This is a genomic window from Celerinatantimonas marina (assembly GCF_046054165.1).
Classification (GTDB): domain Bacteria; phylum Pseudomonadota; class Gammaproteobacteria; order Enterobacterales; family Celerinatantimonadaceae; genus Celerinatantimonas.
Map to the genome: position 1 here is coordinate 1 of NZ_JBFNXK010000003.1, position 20,015 is coordinate 20,015.

The 20,015-nt window shown below is 46.5% G+C and carries 22 protein-coding genes and 4 tRNA genes; 1 reads left to right on the top strand and 25 read right to left on the bottom strand.

All coding sequences use genetic code 11. The features are described from left to right. The 25 genes from ABUE20_RS03860 to argC form a co-directional block, all read right to left on the bottom strand. A partial coding sequence (locus tag ABUE20_RS03860; RefSeq protein WP_408618527.1) for a GTP-binding protein occupies positions 1 to 314 on the bottom strand: 314 nt, incomplete at its 3' end. Positions 315 to 411: 97 nt separating this feature from the next. Continuing rightward, positions 412 to 487: transfer RNA gene (locus ABUE20_RS03865), tRNA-Thr, on the bottom strand. Positions 488 to 489: 2 nt separating this feature from the next. Then, a tRNA-Gly gene (locus ABUE20_RS03870) sits at positions 490 to 564 on the bottom strand. 40 nt (positions 565 to 604) lie between these two features. After that, positions 605 to 688, bottom strand: a tRNA-Tyr gene (locus ABUE20_RS03875). 14 nt (positions 689 to 702) lie between these two features. Further along, positions 703 to 778: transfer RNA gene (locus ABUE20_RS03880), tRNA-Thr, on the bottom strand. Between the two features lie 112 nt (positions 779 to 890). Further along, on the bottom strand, positions 891 to 1,850 hold the full coding sequence (birA, locus tag ABUE20_RS03885) for a bifunctional biotin--[acetyl-CoA-carboxylase] ligase/biotin operon repressor BirA (protein ID WP_408618528.1): 960 nt from the start codon (positions 1,848 to 1,850) through the stop codon (positions 891 to 893). Continuing rightward, on the bottom strand, positions 1,844 to 2,878 hold the full coding sequence (gene murB / locus ABUE20_RS03890) for a UDP-N-acetylmuramate dehydrogenase (protein WP_408618529.1): 1,035 nt from the start codon (positions 2,876 to 2,878) through the stop codon (positions 1,844 to 1,846). The genes birA and murB overlap by 7 nt, the downstream gene beginning before the upstream one ends. 38 nt (positions 2,879 to 2,916) lie before the next feature. Continuing rightward, the gene (coaA, locus tag ABUE20_RS03895; RefSeq protein ID WP_408618530.1) at positions 2,917 to 3,855 is read right to left on the bottom strand and encodes a type I pantothenate kinase; all 939 of its coding nucleotides are present in this window, start codon (positions 3,853 to 3,855) and stop codon (positions 2,917 to 2,919) included. A gap of 158 nt (positions 3,856 to 4,013) precedes the next feature. After that, positions 4,014 to 4,262 carry a 30S ribosomal protein S17 gene (gene rpsQ / locus ABUE20_RS03900; protein WP_408618531.1) on the bottom strand — a complete coding sequence of 83 codons (249 nt, stop codon included), beginning with the start codon at positions 4,260 to 4,262 and terminating at the stop codon, positions 4,014 to 4,016. Then, positions 4,262 to 4,453 carry a 50S ribosomal protein L29 gene (gene rpmC / locus ABUE20_RS03905; RefSeq protein ID WP_408613904.1) on the bottom strand — a complete coding sequence of 64 codons (192 nt, stop codon included), beginning with the start codon at positions 4,451 to 4,453 and terminating at the stop codon, positions 4,262 to 4,264. Before rpmC ends, rpsQ begins: the two co-directional genes overlap by 1 nt. Continuing rightward, the gene (gene rplP, locus ABUE20_RS03910; protein WP_408618532.1) at positions 4,453 to 4,863 is read right to left on the bottom strand and encodes a 50S ribosomal protein L16; all 411 of its coding nucleotides are present in this window, start codon (positions 4,861 to 4,863) and stop codon (positions 4,453 to 4,455) included. Before rplP ends, rpmC begins: the two co-directional genes overlap by 1 nt. Positions 4,864 to 4,874: 11 nt before the next feature. Then, the gene (gene rpsC / locus ABUE20_RS03915) at positions 4,875 to 5,567 is read right to left on the bottom strand and encodes a 30S ribosomal protein S3 (protein WP_408618533.1); all 693 of its coding nucleotides are present in this window, start codon (positions 5,565 to 5,567) and stop codon (positions 4,875 to 4,877) included. A 10-nt stretch (positions 5,568 to 5,577) separates the two neighbouring features. Further along, positions 5,578 to 5,910 carry a 50S ribosomal protein L22 gene (rplV, locus tag ABUE20_RS03920; RefSeq protein WP_408618534.1) on the bottom strand — a complete coding sequence of 111 codons (333 nt, stop codon included), beginning with the start codon at positions 5,908 to 5,910 and terminating at the stop codon, positions 5,578 to 5,580. Positions 5,911 to 5,920: 10 nt separating this feature from the next. Further along, positions 5,921 to 6,199 carry a 30S ribosomal protein S19 gene (gene rpsS / locus ABUE20_RS03925; protein WP_408618535.1) on the bottom strand — a complete coding sequence of 93 codons (279 nt, stop codon included), beginning with the start codon at positions 6,197 to 6,199 and terminating at the stop codon, positions 5,921 to 5,923. 11 nt (positions 6,200 to 6,210) lie between these two features. Continuing rightward, positions 6,211 to 7,041: a 50S ribosomal protein L2 gene (gene rplB, locus ABUE20_RS03930; RefSeq protein ID WP_408618536.1), complete on the bottom strand. Its 831-nt coding sequence runs from the start codon at positions 7,039 to 7,041 to the stop codon at positions 6,211 to 6,213. A 15-nt stretch (positions 7,042 to 7,056) separates the two neighbouring features. Next, positions 7,057 to 7,359 (bottom strand): 50S ribosomal protein L23, encoded by a 303-nt coding sequence (gene rplW, locus ABUE20_RS03935; RefSeq protein ID WP_408618537.1) that lies wholly within the window; start codon positions 7,357 to 7,359, stop codon positions 7,057 to 7,059. Continuing rightward, positions 7,356 to 7,961: a 50S ribosomal protein L4 gene (gene rplD, locus ABUE20_RS03940; RefSeq protein WP_408618538.1), complete on the bottom strand. Its 606-nt coding sequence runs from the start codon at positions 7,959 to 7,961 to the stop codon at positions 7,356 to 7,358. The genes rplW and rplD overlap by 4 nt, the downstream gene beginning before the upstream one ends. Before the next feature lie 17 nt (positions 7,962 to 7,978). Further along, complete coding sequence (gene rplC / locus ABUE20_RS03945) at positions 7,979 to 8,614, bottom strand: 50S ribosomal protein L3 (RefSeq protein ID WP_408618539.1); 636 nt, start codon at positions 8,612 to 8,614, stop codon at positions 7,979 to 7,981. A 30-nt stretch (positions 8,615 to 8,644) separates the two neighbouring features. Further along, positions 8,645 to 8,956, bottom strand: a complete 312-nt coding sequence (gene rpsJ, locus ABUE20_RS03950) for a 30S ribosomal protein S10 (protein ID WP_005307944.1) — start codon at positions 8,954 to 8,956, stop codon at positions 8,645 to 8,647. A gap of 286 nt (positions 8,957 to 9,242) precedes the next feature. Continuing rightward, entirely contained in the window at positions 9,243 to 10,430 is a 1,188-nt protein-coding gene (locus tag ABUE20_RS03955; protein ID WP_408618540.1) for a sugar transporter, read from the bottom strand. Positions 10,431 to 10,702: 272 nt separating this feature from the next. Then, positions 10,703 to 12,583 (bottom strand): argininosuccinate lyase, encoded by a 1,881-nt coding sequence (gene argH, locus ABUE20_RS03960; protein ID WP_408618541.1) that lies wholly within the window; start codon positions 12,581 to 12,583, stop codon positions 10,703 to 10,705. An 88-nt stretch (positions 12,584 to 12,671) separates the two neighbouring features. Continuing rightward, complete coding sequence (locus tag ABUE20_RS03965) at positions 12,672 to 13,874, bottom strand: argininosuccinate synthase (protein ID WP_408618542.1); 1,203 nt, start codon at positions 13,872 to 13,874, stop codon at positions 12,672 to 12,674. A 21-nt stretch (positions 13,875 to 13,895) separates the two neighbouring features. Then, positions 13,896 to 14,810, bottom strand: coding sequence for an ornithine carbamoyltransferase (locus ABUE20_RS03970; protein WP_408618543.1), 915 nt, complete (start codon positions 14,808 to 14,810; stop codon positions 13,896 to 13,898). A 15-nt stretch (positions 14,811 to 14,825) separates the two neighbouring features. After that, positions 14,826 to 15,596: an acetylglutamate kinase gene (argB, locus tag ABUE20_RS03975; RefSeq protein ID WP_408618544.1), complete on the bottom strand. Its 771-nt coding sequence runs from the start codon at positions 15,594 to 15,596 to the stop codon at positions 14,826 to 14,828. Next, positions 15,590 to 16,633 carry an N-acetyl-gamma-glutamyl-phosphate reductase gene (gene argC / locus ABUE20_RS03980; RefSeq protein ID WP_408618545.1) on the bottom strand — a complete coding sequence of 348 codons (1,044 nt, stop codon included), beginning with the start codon at positions 16,631 to 16,633 and terminating at the stop codon, positions 15,590 to 15,592. Before argC ends, argB begins: the two co-directional genes overlap by 7 nt. A gap of 740 nt (positions 16,634 to 17,373) precedes the next feature. Between argC and ppc the strand changes: the two genes are divergently transcribed. After that, positions 17,374 to 20,004, top strand: a complete 2,631-nt coding sequence (gene ppc / locus ABUE20_RS03985; protein WP_408618546.1) for a phosphoenolpyruvate carboxylase — start codon at positions 17,374 to 17,376, stop codon at positions 20,002 to 20,004. The last annotated feature ends 11 nt before the right edge of the window (positions 20,005 to 20,015 follow it).

A 20,015-nucleotide genomic window follows, 5' to 3' on the forward strand; every position in this document is an offset into this window, starting at 1 on the left:
ACCAGAATCGCGCCGTCCATCTGCGCTGCACCAGTGATCATGTTTTTAACATAGTCAGCGTGTCCGGGGCAGTCTACATGAGCATAGTGGCGAGTTGGAGTGTCATATTCAACGTGCGAAGTATTAATTGTAATACCACGTTCACGTTCTTCTGGCGCGTTGTCGATTGATGCGAAGTCTTTCGCGCTACCGCCGTAAGTTTTCGCTAATACGGTTGTGATCGCCGCGGTTAATGTAGTTTTACCGTGGTCAACGTGACCAATGGTGCCAACGTTAACGTGCGGTTTCGAACGTTCAAATTTTTCTTTAGACATGATCGTCCCTCATACAAAGAGTCAACTGGTGTTCAAGCACCAAAGGTTGTTGAAACAAGCATAGCAAAACGATCTGAGGAAATATAATTTAAAGGACTGGTGCTGATAGGCAGATTTGAACTGCCGACCTCACCCTTACCAAGGGTGCGCTCTACCAACTGAGCTATATCAGCACTGGAGCGGGCAGCGGGAATCGAACCCGCATCATCAGCTTGGAAGGCTGAGGTAATAGCCATTATACGATGCCCGCTTTTAGTCTTTAAATCAGACTACCTCAAACCGAGAATAAGTGGTGGAGGGGGACGGATTCGAACCATCGAAGCTTACGCGGCAGATTTACAGTCTGCTCCCTTTGGCCGCTCGGGAACCCCTCCACATTAACCTAGCATGGTGCCGACTGCCGGAATCGAACTGGCGACCTACTGATTACAAGTCAGTTGCTCTACCTACTGAGCTAAGTCGGCTGCGTTGCTAAGTGCTGCGCATTCTAGGGAATCCATTTTTCAAATGCAACTGCTAAAATGAAAAAAATTGGTCTTTCTCGATTAAATGCATACTTTTCATGCAAAAATGGCATTATTGAGGTCGAAGAGAGACCTCTCCAGCCGCAAAAGACTGAATAATTCCTAATTGTTCCAGTAACAGATTTCCCTGTTCATCCACACCTTTCACCGCGCCAGATTCAATATGTCCGTTACTAAAAACAAGTTTGACCATTTCACCATGAAAAATATCCAACGAGTTCCAACGTTCGATAAATCCACTTAAACCTTGCTGACAAAACTGCTGATAAGCTTGTTCCAAAGCACGATAACAGTCAACCAACAGTTGATTGCGATCCACACTATGTTCTTGAAGGTGCTCCAAATCCGTCACGGGTTGATCAATGCTATCCAGTATTTTACCCAATCGAATATTAATGCCGATACCCGCCACCAGATGTAACTGTTGATGGGGTTGACCATTCATTTCGATTAAAATCCCGGCTAATTTCCGATGTCCGGCATAGATATCATTGGGCCATTTCAGCCCAACATTGCGATATCCTTGTTGGCGCAACGTCTCGGCAATAGCGACACCAACCACCAAACTTAAGCCTTGAATCGCATCCAACCCACCTTCATAACACCAATAAATTGAAAAAGGCAGCTGTCCGGCGACAGCCGACTGAAAACCTCGACCTCTGCGTCCTCGGCCAGCACTCTGATAGTCACAACTCACGAGTTGCCCATGACTCAATTCTCCTAAATGTTCCATAACCCAGGTATTAGTTGAGGCCATTTCTGGAAAAATATAAACGGGGATCTGCAGCTTTTCTCTTAACCATTGTTCATCAAGCAGCGATATTGCAGCAGCCAAACGATAGCCTCGGCCCTTAACCGAGTAAATATCAACCCCCATATCGATAAGCTGATGAACATAGCTCGCGATAGACGTTCGAGATACATTCAGGATATCCGCCAAACGCTGACCGGAATGAAAGTGACTGTCACTCAAATAATGGAGTAATTGAAATGCCTTCGCATGGTTTAACATAATGATTTGAATACCTCTTGGGGACATAGCAGCCCCTCTGCACCAATCAGTAATACTTCTGGTTCTAATTCGACCTGATATCGTGACCAGACTTGCTGGCGAATATGATCGGCCAAGCTCACGATCTGCCGCCCACTGGCCTGCCTCTGCGGATTTGTGAGGACTAATGCTTGCTGGTCATGAACGGCGGCCTGCTCCATCTGGTAGCCTTTTAAACCACATTGATCAATCAACCAGCCAGCGGCCACTTTATAACGACCATCGACCAGCGGATAAACGGGAATTTCAGGTGCAATCTGCTGCTGCCTGTCCACCCATTGCGCTGAAACGACTGGATTTTTGAAAAAACTACCCGCATTCCCCACTTTTTTAGGATCAGGTAATTTTTGTTCACGGAGTTTACAAATTTCATCAAATAACAGTTTGGGTGTTAAGGGTGACTTTGCCAGCCGGGCTAGAGGCCCATAACTCAGCTGCGGTTGCCAGTACTTCGATACTTTTAGTCCAATGCGGGTTATAACCCAACGATCCGTTACTCGCTTAAAATAACTATCGCGATATCCAAACTGGCATTCGGTCGCCGTTAAACGTCGCAAGCAGGCTTGCTCGACATCCCACACGTCAACCCACTGACAAAACTGGCTAAACTCAACCCCATAAGCCCCGATATTCTGCACCGGTGCGGCCCCAAGGGAACTGGGAATTAAAGCCAGATTTTCTAAACCCCCGATACCATGCTCAATCAACCAACAAACCAATTGGTGCCAATTCTCACCCGCAGCCGCTTCAATATACCAACCGTCAATTTTTTCGATCAGCTGTCGGCCTAAAAGACGATTGCAAACCAGCAGCCCCTGATAATCCTCCACAAAAAGAACGTTTGAGCCTTCACCAATCACAATCCAATCAGACTGCGGCTGTTGTTGATACAAGCTTAACTGTTGTAGATCTTTCTCGGACCGAATATACAAAATATCTTTGCAATAAGATTTTACTGCAAAGGTATGCAATGCCGTCACTTCTTTCATAAATTTTGGTCTATATCAAATCGATTATAGGTGGTGAATCAATGGCGTAATAGAACTTGCTCCATGCGGTGCTCATCCCCTTTACATAGAATTAAATCAGCCCGATTGCGTGTCTGTAAAATATTCTCTTGTAAATTGACCAAATTGATCGTTTCCCAGATCCGCCGAGCCGTTGCCGTCGCCTCATCATCTGAAAGCTTGGCATAATTATGAAAATAACTATCTGGGTCGCAAAAGGCACTTTTGCGAAATTCTAAAAAACGCTGGATATACCAACTTTCCAGCCGATCCGTTTCTGCGTCCACATAAATCGAAAAATCCAAATAATCAGAGACATAACGCCGGACCCCATCGTCATCCGCCGGGTTACTCTGAAGCACATTCAGCCCCTCTAGAATCAGAATATCCGGCTGATCGATCATGGTTTCTTGATCGGATAAAATATCATAGGTCACATGGGAATAGACCGGAGCGGTCACATACCGATGACCCGCCTTCACATCGGCCACAAATTGGATCAGCTTACGGACATCATAACTTTCAGGAAATCCCTTCCTATGCATAATCCCCCGCCGCTTTAATTCTGCATTGGGAAACAAAAAACCATCCGTAGTCACTAGTGCAACTTTCGGATGTTCCGACCATCGATCTAACAGCGCCTGAAGAATACGAGCGGTGGTACTTTTCCCAACCGCAACACTTCCGGCGACCCCGATCAGAAATGGAATTTTACTGCGGTGACTTAAAAACTCACCGATCACTTTTCGGCGATCCTGGCGAGATTTTACGTATAGATTCACTAATCGGGATAATGGTAAATAAATATCCCTCACTTCTTCCAGCGAAATAGCTTCATTAATACCACGTAATCCCTGGAGATCCGTTTCGGTTAATGTCAACGGAACAGACTGACGTAGCTGGGCCCATTCATCCCGGCCGAACTCCAAATAGGGTCGCATTTTTTGTTGTTTAAACATGCTCGGATTCCTCAACAGAGCGAAAACCTTACCTGAAAAATGACGAACTTGCTACTTGTGAAATAGCTTTCATCCGGTCAATTGATTTGTCGTAAAAATTGAAAAGGAAGAATACAGGAGGGGAAAATAAAAGAGCCTCAAAAAGAGGCTCTTAGGTCTTAGGCTTTTGCGACCACATCAACCAAAGTCCAAGATTTAGTCTTAGAAATTGGACGACATTCTTTGATGTTAACGATATCGCCGATTACAGCGCTATTGTTTTCATCATGAACGTGCAATTTAGTGGTACGAGTCATGAATTTCCCATAGATAGGGTGTCTTACACGACGTTCGATCAGGACAACAATAGATTTATCCATTTTGTCACTGACAACTTTACCTTGTAATGTACGGATCGTTTCGCTCATTACGCACCTGCCTTCTGATTCAGAATGGTTTTAACACGTGCGATGTTACGGCGCACATTTTTCAGCAAATGTGTCTGAGCCAACTGACCCGTGCTTGCTTGCATGCGCAGGTTGAATTGCTCACGCAACAGGCTTAACAGCTCTGCATTCAGCTCTTCAACACTTTTGTCTTTAAGTTCGCTAGCTTTCATCACATTACCGTCCGAGTTACGAAAGTAGTACTAATTGGCAATTTTGCTGCTGCCAATTCAAATGCTTCGCGTGCCAGAGATTCTGGTACACCATCCATTTCGTACAGGACTTTACCTGGTTGGATCTGAGCGACCCAGTATTCCACACTACCTTTACCTTTACCCATACGAACTTCGAGAGGTTTTTCAGTAATAGGTTTATCTGGGAAAATACGGATCCAGATTTTACCCTGACGTTTAATATGACGAGTCATCGCACGACGAGCTGCTTCGATTTGACGAGCAGTTAGACGACCACGACCGGTCGCTTTAAGACCAAAGTCACCGAAGCTTACTTGAGTACCTTTAGCAAGACCACGGTTACGGCCTTTTTGAACCTTACGGAACTTAGTACGTTTTGGTTGCAACATTACCGTGTCTCCTATTTACCGCGACGTTCTTTACGTTTTGGCTTAGCAGGAGCTTCAGGCTGTGCCACTGGCATGCCGCCCAGTACTTCACCTTTGAAGATCCAAACTTTAACGCCAATAATGCCGTAAGTTGTCGATGCTTCAGAAGTTGCGTAATCGATATCAGCACGCAGAGTATGCAAAGGCACACGACCTTCACGATACCATTCAGTACGTGCGATTTCAGCGCCGCCTAAACGACCACTTACTTCAACTTTGATCCCTTTAGCGCCCAGACGCATTGCATTTTGCACTGCGCGTTTCATCGCACGACGGAACATAACACGACGTTCCAACTGACTTGCGATTGAATCAGCAACTAACTGACCATCAAGTTCTGGCTTACGAACTTCTGAGATATTGATCTGAGCTGGAACACCAGCCAGAGTGGCAACGCGTTTGCGCAGCTTTTCAACATCTTCACCTTTTTTACCGATCACGACACCAGGACGAGCCGTATGAATAGTCACACGGATACTTTTCGCTGGACGTTCGATCACGATGCGAGACACAGAGGCGTTTTTCAATTCAGAAACTAAGAACTGACGCACTTTGTGGTCGCTATACAGATTATCTGCATATTCACCTTTATCAGCATACCAGGTAGAGTTCCATGGTTTGACGATACCTAGGCGAATACCATTAGGATGTACTTTCTGACCCATTGCTTATCTCCTAGTTATCAGATACAACCACAGTAATGTGGCTGGTACGCTTGATAATGCGGTCTGCGCGGCCTTTTGCACGTGGACGTACACGTTTCAGAGTCGGGCCAACATCAACAAAGACTTTGGCTACTTTCAACTCGTCAATATCCGCACCTTCGTTGTGCTCGGCGTTCGCAATGGCAGATTCCAGAACTTTCTTCACTAAAGCAGATGCTTTTTTGTTGTTGAAAGTTAACTCTGCCAGAGCTTTCTCAACATTCAGACCACGAATCAGGTCAGCGACCAGACGGGCTTTCTGAGGAGAAATACGGGCAAAACGGTGTTTAGCTAATGCTTCCATCACTTTCCCCTTAACGCTTTTTCGCTTTCTTATCAGCAGCATGGCCGCGATAAGTACGAGTTGGTGCAAATTCACCCAGTTTGTGACCAACCATTTCATCGGTAACAAAAACTGGAACGTGCTGACGACCATTATGGACAGCGATGGTCAAACCGATCATATTCGGGAAGACCGTTGAACGACGGGACCAAGTTTTAATTGGTTTTTTATCCCCGCTTTCCACCGCTTTCTCTACCTTCTTCAGCAAGTGCAGGTCAATAAATGGACCTTTCTTGAGAGAACGTGGCATGGTGAATCCTCTTATTTATTAGATGTACGACGACGTACAATATATTTATCGGTACGCTTGTTGCTACGTGTTTTCTTACCTTTAGTAGGTAAGCCCCAAGGTGATACTGGATGACGACCACCAGAAGTACGGCCTTCACCACCACCATGTGGGTGATCTACAGGGTTCATAGCAACACCACGAACAGTCGGACGAACACCACGCCACCGGCTGGCACCCGCTTTACCTAACTGACGCAACATGTGTTCAGCGTTACCTACTTCGCCTAAGGTTGCACGGCAGTCTGCCAACACCCGGCGCATTTCACCGCTACGCAGACGCAGAGTGACATATTCGCCTTCACGAGCTACAACCTGAGCATATGCACCAGCACTACGTGCTAACTGCGCGCCTTTACCAGGCTGTAATTCAATTGCATGTACAGTTGAACCAACTGGGATATTACGCAATGGCAGGGCATTACCTGCTTTAATTGGAGCGTGGATCCCATTGCTGATCTGGTCGCCAGCTTGCATGCCTTTAGCAGCCAAGATGTAACGACGTTCACCGTCTGCATACAAAACTAACGCAATGTTTGCACTACGGTTTGGATCATATTCAATACGTTCAACTTTTGCCGCGATATCGTCTTTGTTACGTTTAAAATCAACGATACGATAATGCTGTTTGTGACCACCGCCGATGTGACGAACAGTGATACGGCCGTTGTTGTTACGACCACCAGATTTGCTTTTGGTGTCCAACAGCGGAGCATACGGCTTGCCTTTATGCAGGTCTTTGTTAACCACTTTAACGACGTGGCGACGACCAGCAGATGTAGGCTTAGTTGTAACAATAGCCATTTTAAGAAACTCCTCTTACTCTGCGCCGCCAACGAAATCGATGTCCGCACCTTCAGCTAAAGTCACGTAAGCTTTTTTCCAGTCGCTGCGGCGACCGATACGCATACCGTGACGTTTAGTTTTACCCTTAACATTCAGGGTACGTACGCCAGTAACTTCGACTTCAAACATTTTTTCTACAGCAGCTTTGATTTCAGCTTTAGTAGCAGTTGTGGCAACTTTAAAAACGATTGTGTTGTCATTTTCAGCAGACCCAGTACTCTTTTCAGAGACATGTGGGGCTAAAAGAACTTTTAATAGACGCTCTTCACTGATCATTTCAGCCACTCCTCAATCTGCTTAACTGCTTCTGCAGTAACCAACACTTTATCGAAAGCGATGAGGCTTACTGGGTCAAGACCCGCAACATCACGCACATCGACGCGATACAGGTTACGCGCAGCCAGGAACAGGTTTTCTTCAACCTCATGAGTGACGATTAATACGTCATTCACGTCCAGATCTTTGAGTTTAGCGACCAAAGCTTTTGTTTTAGGCGCTTCTACATCAAATTTCTCAACAACAACCAAGCGATCCTGACGAACTAATTCAGACAGGATACTGCGGATAGCCGCACGATACATTTTGGTGTTTACTTTCTGGCTGTGATCTTGAGTTTTCGCAGCAAAAGCAACCCCACCGGTACGCCAGATAGGCGAACGGATGGTTCCGGCACGGGCACGGCCAGTACCTTTCTGACGCCATGGCTTTTTACCACCGCCAGATACCTCAGAACGGGTTTTCTGAGCACGAGTTCCTTGACGGCTACCGGCTGCATAAGCAACAACCACCTGATGAACCAGTGCTTCGTTAAACTCACGTCCGAAGGTAGTTTCGGAAACTTCAAGAGCGCTTTGAGCGTCTTTCAATACCAATTCCATTACTATCTCCTCAGACGTTATGCTTTGACAGCAGGTTTAACGATCACGTCGCTGTTAGTTGCGCCAGGAATTGCACCTTTAACTAGGAGCAGATTGCGCTCAGCGTCGATACGTACAACTTCCAGAGACTGAACGGTTACACGTTCAGCACCCATATGACCTGCCATTTTTTTACCTTTGAAAACACGGCCCGGAGTCTGGTTCTGACCAATAGAACCCGGTGCACGGTGGCTCAAAGAGTTACCATGAGTCATATCTTGGGTACGGAAATTCCAGCGTTTAATACCACCCTGGAAACCTTTACCTTTAGAAGTACCTGTAACGTCTACTTTCTTAACTTCATTGAACAGATCAACTTTCAGCTCGCCGCCGACTTCGATCCCTTCACCTTCTTCGCCATCTAAGCGAAATTCCCACAGGCCTCGACCCGCTTCAACCCCAGCCTTAGCAAAATGGCCGGCTTGAGGTTTGTTGATGCGGTTCGCTTTTTTAGTGCCAGTGGTCACTTGCAGAGCACGGTAACCATCGTTTTCTTCGCTGATTACGCGAGTAACGCGGTTTGGCTCACATTCGATAACGGTAACCGGAATCGAAACACCATCTTCAGTGAAGATGCGAGTCATTCCAACTTTACGACCGATTAGACCAATCATTGTAAAAACCTCTTATCTTTCCAGCTCTGCTTAGCCCAGGCTGATTTGCACATCAACACCAGCCGCCAGGTCTAAACGCATCAAAGCGTCAACTGTTTTATCAGTTGGCTCAACGATATCGACCAAACGTTTGTGAGTGCGGATCTCATATTGATCACGCGCATCTTTATTGACGTGTGGAGAAATCAGTACGGTGAAACGCTCTTTGCGAGTTGGAAGTGGGATTGGCCCACGAACCTGAGCGCCTGTACGTTTTGCAGTTTCTACGATTTCCGCTGTCGATTGATCAATCAGGCGATGATCAAACGCTTTTAAGCGGATACGGATTCTTTGGTTCTGCATTGACCAGAGCTCCAAATAAAATAAAAAGAACCTAACACACCTCAACTCATCCTGTTCCGAAATCCGGGGATGGCGAAGTATGCGACTATTTAACATTTGCTTCCAAATCGGAAACACTGTTACCAACTTCAAATCGAAGATTGGGCGGGATTATTGTCCCGACTACTCATAAATAAGCTGCGCTATTATACGTAGTGGCAAATGAAACGCAAGTCAAAATGGGGATTTTTTCGTCAGTTTTTAGATGGGGTTTGAATAGCCACGACAAGCATGGCTATTCATAAGCTTAAGGTAAATTATGGTGAGTTAATGAATGACGCATGGCTTGGCGCCAACTAAACAGGTAGTAACAACCGAGGCCGATAAACGCAAGTAATGCAGCCACTTCCCCAATATGAGTAATCCCAACATGCTGGGCGACCTGCTGTCCAAGCAAGGCGCCGGCGCCGACCCCAACATTGTAAACAGTTGAGTACAGCGACGTTGCTAAATCGGCTGCATCATGTGCCATATCCAGGATCCGTAACTGCAAAGCTAGCGCAATCCAAGTCATCGCCATGCCCCATAACAACGACAGTCCTAGTAGCATTACTGGTGATGAGCTCAAGGGTAACAGCAAAAACGTAGCCACGGCCTGAAGCGCTATCGACCCTGCCAGAAACATAAATGGGTAACGATTTAATGAGCTAAACAAGCTACTGGCAAGTATGCCCGCGATCCCAAACACGAACAAAATGGCCGTGGTCAGGCTACTACTACCATGTGCGACACGACTAATAAACGGTTCAATATAACCATAAGCACAAAAATGCGCGGCCGTTAGCAATAACATCAGCCAATAACACATCACCAGCGCCGGTTGTTTTAACAACAGCGGGAAAGCCCCTAACACATCACTATTCTGACTGGTCAGAGCAGGAAGCTGCCGTTTCAAAATGACAAATCCAACCAAAGCCAGCAAACCAATAATGACAAAGGCCATCCGCCAGTTAAACAGCTCGTTCAAAATTCGTCCACAAGGTAAACCCAAAATAGCCGCTAAAGAAGTCCCGAGTACTAACATACTTAAGGCTTTGGTTTTTCCACCCGCAGGGGCAATCCGCATGGCGATTGAGGCCGTAATGGCCCAGAAAATAGCATGTGCGATGGCCACCCCGATCCGAGAAATCATTAGGACCGTAAAATTCCACGCCAGCGCGGATAATAAATGGCTCAAAATAAACAGAATAAAAGCCCGCAGCACCAGTTTTTTACGATCCATATGCCGAGTCAATAACATACAAGGCAATGAGGTAAGAGAAACCCCCCAAGCATAGAGCGTGATCATTACACCGACTTTAGTTGCGGGGTAATGAAAGCTCTGCCCAATATCACTGAGTAGTGCAACGGGTAAAAATTCAGAGGTTGAAAAGGTAAACGCAGCCAAAGCCAAGCTCATCACTGGAAGCCAGGCGTATCGAGGACTATTTTTCACGGGAATACTTCTTTAAGAATAAGCTATTTTTTCGGCCGCGATGATAGATCTGTTTTGACGTTCTGACGAGAAATAATCAATGAATTTTACAGTCAATTTTGTTCTAAAAAAACGCCGCTTAGAACTGTTTTATTGGTACCCCTAGAAACGACTAGAAGAAGCCTTTTTGAAGGGATTTAAAAGCTCATTTCTGCCAACTTAAAAGTCGTTTCAACTCTCGTGAAAACGCGATCAAAAAAGCCCTCACGATGAGGGCTTTCCATGGATAAAATTTAACTGACCCGCTGTTTATAAATCAATGAACGCTGGTAAGGAATTAAATACTCCAGAGCCACTTCATCACAGGCATGTTGACGGGCACAAACATCGCAATCTTTCATCACTTTTTCCGGCAACATGGCTTTCGATGTTGGGCTAAAACCCAATTTCATAAAGAATTCAGGGACACGCGTCAGCACGAAGATTTTTTCCAATGCCATATGCCGAGCTTTTTTAACCATAAAATCAACCAGCGCTTTGCCCTGACCACCCCGTTGAAACTCAGGATTAACACCCAAGGAACGGATCTCGGCTAGTCCGGTGCTGTACAGATAAAGCGACGCACAACCGGTCACCTTACCAGCTTGCTCGGTTACTGCGAACTCACCGATAGCCTGGACGATCTCTTTGCGCGGCCGAGGCAGGTTTTCACCTTCATCCGCCCAGTAATTCACCAATTTTTCAATACCTTCCAAATCGGTCATTCGGGCTGCCCGCACATACAGTCCGGGGATATCACGGCTATCTAAGCGTTTTTCCGCCTGATTCAACGCATATTCGATCTGCTCTGGAGCAACCCCACCTAAAGCAGAACGTTTGCTTAGCGTCGATTCCAGAGACAAGTTCGGGTAAACATCCTCTTCAATCTCAGGAGCCAGCGCTTTAAACTCGTCTAAGGTCAATGCTTCCAGTGGCACTCCTTTTTCAATGGCCTGAACCACCGCAATCCCAACGATATGGTGCGCTTCCCTAAATGGGATCCCTTTACTAACCAGATAATCAGCCAACTCGGTTGCATTTGAATAGCCGCCTTTGGCTGCTTCTTCCGTGGTTTTCTGATTGACTTTCATATCATGCAGGACCAATTCGGCCATAGCGAGACACTGTTCCCAAGTATCCAGCGCATCAAACAACCCTTCTTTGTCTTCCTGCATATCTTTGTTATAGGCCAATGGCAAAGCCTTAAGAGTCATCATCATGCCACTTAAAGAGCCATAAACCCGCCCCGCTTTGCCCCGGATCAGTTCCAGTGCATCCGGATTTTTCTTCTGCGGCATCAACGAGGAGCCGGAAGTCACATGATCGGAAAGTTCAAGGAATGCCGATTCGCCAGAGTTGTAAAAAATCAGGTCTTCGGACATACGCGACAAATGGAGCATGGATAATGCGGCGGTACTAATCAGCTCAACGACATGATCCCGATCGGATACACTGTCTAAACTATTGCGAGTCGCCCGGCGAAAACCTAAGTCGGTCGCTAATGCCGACCGATCCATCGGGTACGCAGTACCCGCCAAAGCACCACTGCCAAGCGGGCAAGTATCTAACCGTTTCAGGGCATCCGCTAAACGGGAATAGTCACGCTCGAACATCTCGACATAAGCTAAACACCAATGCGCAAAAGTGACCGGCTGAGCCCGTTGCAAATGGGTGTAACCCGGTAAAACCGTATGCTGATGTTCACGAGCGAGTCGCACCAGTTTTTGTTGCAGCTTATCCAGCTGCTCCATCAAAATGACCCCTTCCTTTTTACACCAGAGTTTTAGATCGGTCGCAACCTGATCGTTACGACTACGCCCTGTATGTAATTTTTTACCGAGATCACCGACCCGCTGGATCAACTGAGTTTCAACCCAGCTATGAATATCTTCTGCATCTGATCCTAAGATCTGCTGAGGATTTTCAGCTACCGTCGCCGCTAAATCTTCCAAGGCCTGTTGTAGCTGCTGTTGTTCAGCTTCGGTTAGTACGCCTACGGTGACCAGCGCTTTTGACCATGCAATAGACCCTACGATATCCTGCTCAGCCAAGCGATAATCAAAACGCAACGAGTCATTAAACTGCTTAAAACGACTATCCGCTGCCTGACTAAACCGTCCGCCCCACAATGCCATCTGTTATTCCTTTCTTGAACATACCAAAAGTGCCGGGCTCCCGGCACTTGTTCATAGCATGCCGCAATTGGATTGCGGCGACTTATTATTATTTTTTATTTAATGCTTTAATCCGGCTCGACAGCGAATACAAACGAATGAAACCTTCCGCGTGTTTCTGGTTGTAAACGTCATCTTCACCAAATGTTGCAAATGCTTCAGAGTACAGGCTATTGGGTGATTTTTTCTGGATTGCAGTCACCTGACCTTTGTACAATTTCAACACGATGTCGCCGGTTAAATCATCGGCCAGAGCGGTTGCAGCGGCTAACAATGAATCTTTTAAAGGTGTAAACCAACGGCCATCATAAACCAGATGCGCAAATTGTTGTCCTACAGTTTCACGCCATTCACGAGTTCGTTTGTCATAGACCAGTTCTTCCATCGCACGCATAGCGGCTTCCAGAATAGTGCCCCCGGGAGTTTCATAACAGCCACGGGATTTCATGCCGACCAAACGGTTTTCAACGATGTCCACGCGACCAATACCGTGTTTCGCACCAATTTCATTCAGGTGTGTAATTGTTTCGTATGGGCTGTATTTCACGCCATCGATAGCAACGACTTCACCTTTTTCCAGACTCAAAGTGATTTTTTGCGCTTCATCCGGAGCTTGTTCAGGTGAATTAGTCCAAGTCCACACTTGATCCGAAGGTTCATTCCAAGGATTTTCCAGTTCTCCGCCTTCAGTGGAAATGTGCCATACGTTAGCATCGCGGCTGTAAATTTTAGTCAGGCTTGCTGAACATGGAATATTCCGTTCTGCCAAATAAGCCAACAACTCTTCACGAGAACGCATGGTCCATTCACGCCAAGGGGCAATCACTTCCAGATCAGGGGCTAATGCAGCGAAACAGCCTTCAAAACGGATCTGGTCATTCCCTTTCCCGGTACAACCATGACACAACGCATCGGCACCGACTTTACGAGCCACGGCAACCTGTGCTTTGGCAATAACCGGACGAGCCATTGAAGTACCCAGCAGATAAGTACCTTCATAAACGGCACCGGTTTTTAGGGTTGGATAAATATATTCGGCTGCGAATTCATCTTTCAAATCGACGACGTAACATTCACTAGCACCGGATGCCAACGCTTTTTCTTCCACACCTTTAAGGTCTTCTTCGCCCTGACCCACATCAGCACAAAAAGCCACGACTTCACAGCCATAGGTTTCTTTCAGCCAAGGGATAATGGCCGAAGTATCCAGGCCGCCGGAATATGCTAAAACAACTTTCTTGAATTTTGCCATGATGATGAAAATCCTTAATCTTTACTTAATAAGTGAAACCAGCACGGCATTTTGCGCATGTAGCCGGTTTTCAGCCTGATCAAAAATGAGTGAATGAGGGCCATCCATTACCTCGGAGGTTATTTCTAACTCTCTATGAGCGGGTTGGCAATGCAAAATATGCTGAATTCCATATTTATCCAGCATTGACTGGTTAATCTGATAGGGAATAAAGCGATCTTTAACTTGTTCCAGTGGGGTATCATCCCCCATCGAAACCCACGTATCGCCATACACGACATCATAACCATCGAGTGCATCCAGCGAATCGCTTACCACGATTTTGCCACCATTTTGTGCGGCCAGTTCTCGCGCTTTTAACACCACTTGTGCATCCGGACTGGAACCTACTGGACAAATCGCAGCCACTTCCATTCCTAAAATAGCCCCACCGAGCATGAGTGAATGAGTGACGTTGTTACCATCCCCAACATAGGCCAATTTCACTTTGCTCAAATCGTCATAGTTTTCTGAAATCGTCAGAAAATCAGCCAACGCCTGACAGGGGTGATAAAGATCGCAAAGCGAATTGACAACGGGGACCGAAGCATATTGTTTCAATTCTTGGAGCGTTTTATGGCTAAATACGCGAGCCACAATGGCATGACACCACCGGCTTAAATTTTTAGCATAATCTTTAATGGATTCACGCTCACCAATCGCACCGTTTTGCTGATCCAAATAAACCGCATGCCCACCCAATCGGTTGACACCGATGTCAAAAGTTACACGCGTGCGCAGTGATGGTTTCTCAAACAAGGTAACCACACTTTTACCGGCCAGAGTCTGTGAATAGGCTTTTGGGTCTGCTTTAATTTTTTTAGCTAAATCCAAAATATCCAAAATTTGTTGCTGTGATAAATCCTGTAAGGTTAACAGGTGTTTTAATTCGCTCATGGTTATCCTCTATCTTCAGTAAGCGACGACGCGAGTCCCTAAGTGTTTTCCCTGGAGTAGCTGCGAAAGCGCAGAAGCGTCTTTCCAACCTGCTAAAATAACGGCCTGATTTAGCTCTGCCGAAGCCTCTAGTGCGGCTTTGACTTTCACGGCCATACCACCGCCAATCACACCTTCGTCCATTAACTGATGTGCCAAGTCGGCATTTAATTCCGGGATTAACTGCCCGTCACGGTTTAACACTCCCGGGACATCCGAAAGCAAAATCATCGGACCTTTAATCATTTTGCCGATAGCCAAAGCAGCCTGATCCGCATTGACGTTATAAAGCTGCCCTTCTTCACCAATACCGATAGAGCTCACCACCGGCAGATAATGTTGCTCCAGTAAACTGGTAATCAAATCAGGATCACCAGGATGACAATCCCCAACGGCTCCAAGCCGAGGGTCTAACTGGGTCACGTGACATAAACCACCGTCACCTAAGCAAAGTCCAACCGCAGCGCGCCCCTGACGTAATACTGCTGCGGTCAATTTTTTGTTGGCAGTACCGGCTAGAGCCCCTGTCATCAGGTCAATCTGATCATAGGGCGTGACCCGTAGGCCATCGAGCTTCTCGGTGGTGAGCCCTAACTTAGCCAACAATGATTCAACAATAATCCCGCCACCATGCACCAGTACCAGCGGCCGCTCCTGAACCAATGCCAAAGCTTTACACAGATTATCGAGCGCCTCGGCATCTTCAAAAATTGCGCCACCTAACTTAACAACAACCGGCTCTAACATGCATGGCTCCCAATTAACGCTTCCGTAGGCTCAAAACCGTAGCGCAGATTCAGACACTGAATGCCCTGAGAAGCCGCTCCTTTGAGTAAATTATCTTCTGCACTAAAGATAATCAGATGTTGTCCCTGCATCGACCAATTCAGATCAACAAATGGGGTATGCGCGACATTGCGAATGGCGGGCCAAACACCTTCCGGCAATAACCGAACAAACGGTTGTTCCTGATAACATTGCTGGTAAGCCGCCGCAACGTCAGCACTTGTGACACTTGGTTTTAAATCAACGTGGATCGTGGCCAAAATTCCACGCGGGAAATTCCCCAGATGTGGGGTGAAAATAACATTTCGCCCCAACTGGGCGCTAATTTCAGGCTGATGCCGATGGGTTCCAACCCCATAAGGGTTCAGACTGACTTGGCAAAAGCTACTGGTCAGCGACGCTTTACGCCCGGCACCACTCACGCCACTGGTCGCATCGATGATAGGCGTGCAATCATCAGCCAATAAGCCCGCTCCCTGTAGCGGTTTTAAGGCGCTCAACGAAACTGTTGGGAAACATCCTGGCAATGCAATTAAATCCGCTTTTTTAACGTCTTCAGCGGCCCATTCGGCTAGACCGTAGACCGCACTTTTGAGTAGTTCTGGAAACTGATGTTCAAAACCATAGAAATCGGTATACAGGCTTGGTTCATTCACCCGGAAAGCCCCGGAAAGATCAAAAACCTGACAGTTTGCTTTCAAAAACTGAGGGGCTAAATCGTGACTGACCTGATGCGCAGTGGCTAAGAAAACCGCATCGATACTCGCAAACTGTTCCCCATCGATTATCGAGGGTAATGGTTGGAGAGGCAGCTCAACAACGCCTTGCAATTGGCCATAAAGAGAAGAAATCAATTTATGAGCATCTGCACTATTTTCTGAAACATACAGGCCGCACAATTCAACCTGGGGATGGCGTTGTAACATCACGGCAAGTTCTGCGCCCGTGTAACCACTGGCACCGACGATAACCGCTTTAATTTGATGATTTTCTTTCATGAATTTACCAACTTATGTCTACATTCACCCAGATGGCATCGTGACGACGACAGTAACCGGTGATGACTCAAAAACGAATCCGCGCTAACAGCGCTCATGTCGCTTATTGTTGATGGCTGAGTGTGATTGAATCCACATTAAGAAGGCGGTGACTCTTTCCGTTTATCGGAATCGATATCGCTAGCAATACCGGGATCGACCACGCTCTTGTCTATGATAAAAACGAGAATAAATACAACACCCGCCAACAAAGATCAACTATAGGTGCTGAGAATACCACGGGCATTTATTTATGCAAATATTTTGCATTTATATTTAGCTTAATGACAAAATATTTGATAGATTATAAATCCACCATAGGCTGGGGCCTGTTAACTTTTAATCATTATTTTGTTGCAGAACGCTCCGCGTTCAAGCTCTGTTTCATCTGAACCCGATTCATCTTCAAAAACCACCCATTTCAAAGGTTGCTTATCTTGATAAGATGAATAGGAAAGTTGATCAAATCACAACATAAAATCAATTGCGAAACCTTCAGATTTCAGCAATTGATTAAAATATTATCAATTATTATTGATATCGATATGGCCCAGTTCAAACTTTTGTGTGAAAAAAAATTACCAAATTTCGTTCAGTTCAGGCTTGAACTTGGTAACTTAACATCATATAACGAATGGCTACGGAAGGATTCCGACATAATTTTGAGCAGCCTAAATCAGGCACACAACAGGAAAATCATAATGAACGACAAAACCAGTGCGTTAAGAAGCAACGTCAGTTTTCTCGGTCAGCTCTTGGGAACAACAATAAAAAATCACCTGGGCGAACCACTTCTTGAGAAAGTAGAAAAAATACGATTGCTGGCAAAAGCATCACGGCAGGGGGATCAACAAGCTCGTCATGAGTTATTGGATACACTGCGTAATTTATCCGATGAAGATTTATTACCAGTCACCCGTGCTTTTAGTCAGTTTTTAAACCTGGCCAACATTGCCGAGGATTACCATACAATTTCACGGTCCAGTAAGGCGCTGATCAACCGACAGGACCCGATGGATGCATTGCTTGAACGACTAAAAGAAGAAGACATCAGTGAACAAAAAATCAAGGAAGCGATTGAATCACTGAATCTTGAACTGGTTTTAACAGCACATCCGACTGAAATTACCCGACGGACGATGATTTCTAAATTCGTTCGTATTAATGAATGCCTCAACAGTCTGGAACTGGGGAATTTAAGTGACCGGGAACGGCGCATTATCAATCATCGACTCGAACAGCTCATCACACAGTATTGGCATACCAACGAAATTCGAAAAGTACGCCCAACCCCTGTTGAAGAAGCTCGCTGGGGTTTTGCGGTGATTGAAAGTTCGCTGTGGAAAGCGGTCCCTGATTATCTACGTAAATTTGACGAACAGTTGCAAGATCATCTGGGCATAAAACTCCCGTTGGACAGCCGTGTCATCACCCTCACCTCCTGGATGGGTGGCGACCGCGACGGGAACCCGTTCGTTACTTCAAAAGTAACGGAAGAAGTGCTTTACTCGAGCCGCTGGGTTGCAACGGACCTCTATCTGCGAGATATGGACCTATTGGTCAGTGAACTCTCGATGAGTGAATGCAGCGATGAACTACGCGCGGCTGTCGGCGATAAAACAGAAGAACCTTATCGTGCATTACTGAAGAAAGTTCGGGTCGACTTACGTGAAACTCGCGATTTTCTCACGGCCAAATTGCAGAATCACGAAAGTGAAGCTCGCGATATCATTATTCATACGGAACAATTACTGGAACCGATTGAGCTTTGTTATCGCTCGCTGGTGGAATGCGGCTTGGAATTAGTCGCAGATGGCGCTCTGCTGGATATGATCCGACGTTTGTACTGTTTCGGGATCCAACTGGTTCATCTCGATATTCGCCAAGATAGCAGCCGTCACACTCAGGTCTTCTCAGAGCTAACGCGTTATCTCGGCATTGGCGATTACGCCCACTGGAGTGAAGAAGACAAGCAAAGCTTCCTGTTAGCCGAGCTATCCAGCAAACGGCCACTCATTCCTCATCACTGGGAACCCTCACCTGAAGTTAAGGAAGTCCTGGATACCTGCCGAGTGGTTGCTAAACAGGATCGGAATTCTCTCGGGATTTATAACATCTCAATGGCTAGCGAACCTTCTGACGTACTGGCCGTACAATTGTTGATGAAAGAAACCGACTGCCCGTTTATGCTGCCGGTAGCGCCGCTGTTTGAAACACTAGATGACTTAAATAAAGCAGCCGCCACCATTAAACGGTTACTCTCACTGGATTGGTACCGAGGTATTACCAAAAACCGCCAATACGTGATGATCGGATATTCGGACTCAGCCAAAGATGCTGGGGTCTACGCATCCGCGTGGGCTCAATATCGCGCGATGGAAGAACTGGTTCAAATTTGTGATGAACAAAATGTCAAATTGACCTTATTCCATGGCCGTGGCGGTACGATCGGCCGAGGGGGTGCTCCAGCGCATGCGGCTTTATTGTCTCAACCTCCAGGCTCACTCAAAGGTGGTTTGCGCGTCACTGAACAAGGTGAAATGATCCGCTTTAAATTTGGGTTGGATAAACTGGCCGTCAACAGTTTCGGGATGTATGCCAGTGCCGTATTGGAAGCGAATCTGCTCCCTCCTATCGTTCCTAAGCAGGAATGGCGGGAGATTATGGATCAGCTTTCTGAAACATCATGCAACATTTATCGCCAGATCGTCTGTGAAGACCCAAGCTTTGTTCCCTATTTCAGAGCGGCAACACCAGAACAGGAATTAGGAAAATTACCTTTGGGTAGCCGGCCATCCAAACGGAATCCGAACGGAGGCGTCGAAAGTCTGCGTGCGATTCCGTGGATTTTTGCCTGGAGTCAAAACCGATTGTTGCTGCCATCGTGGCTGGGTACTGGTGAAGCACTGATGGAACAGCTCGAAAATGGCCATAAACAGCTCATTCAAGAAATGTGCGAATGGCCGTTTTTCATCAACCGACTAGCCATGCTAGAAATGGTGTTCATGAAAACAGATGCTTGGTTATCTGAAATTTATGAACGGGAATTGGTCCCTGAAGAACTGCAACATCTGGGTGAAACCTTACGCTCTAAAATGGCGCTGACTGAGAAAGTCGTCCGGGAACTCACCCCTCAGGCGAATTCATTGACCAACGACGAATGGGTTAGTGAATCCATTGGATTGCGCAATCCCTATATTGACCCGTTGAATGTAATGCAGGTTGAACTGCTGCGCCGTTCACGCCAAAGCAAAGAAGTGGATCCACTCGTCGATCAAGCGCTCATGGTCAGTATCGCCGGTGTGGCCGCCGGAATGCGGAATACAGGTTAGACCATTCGGTA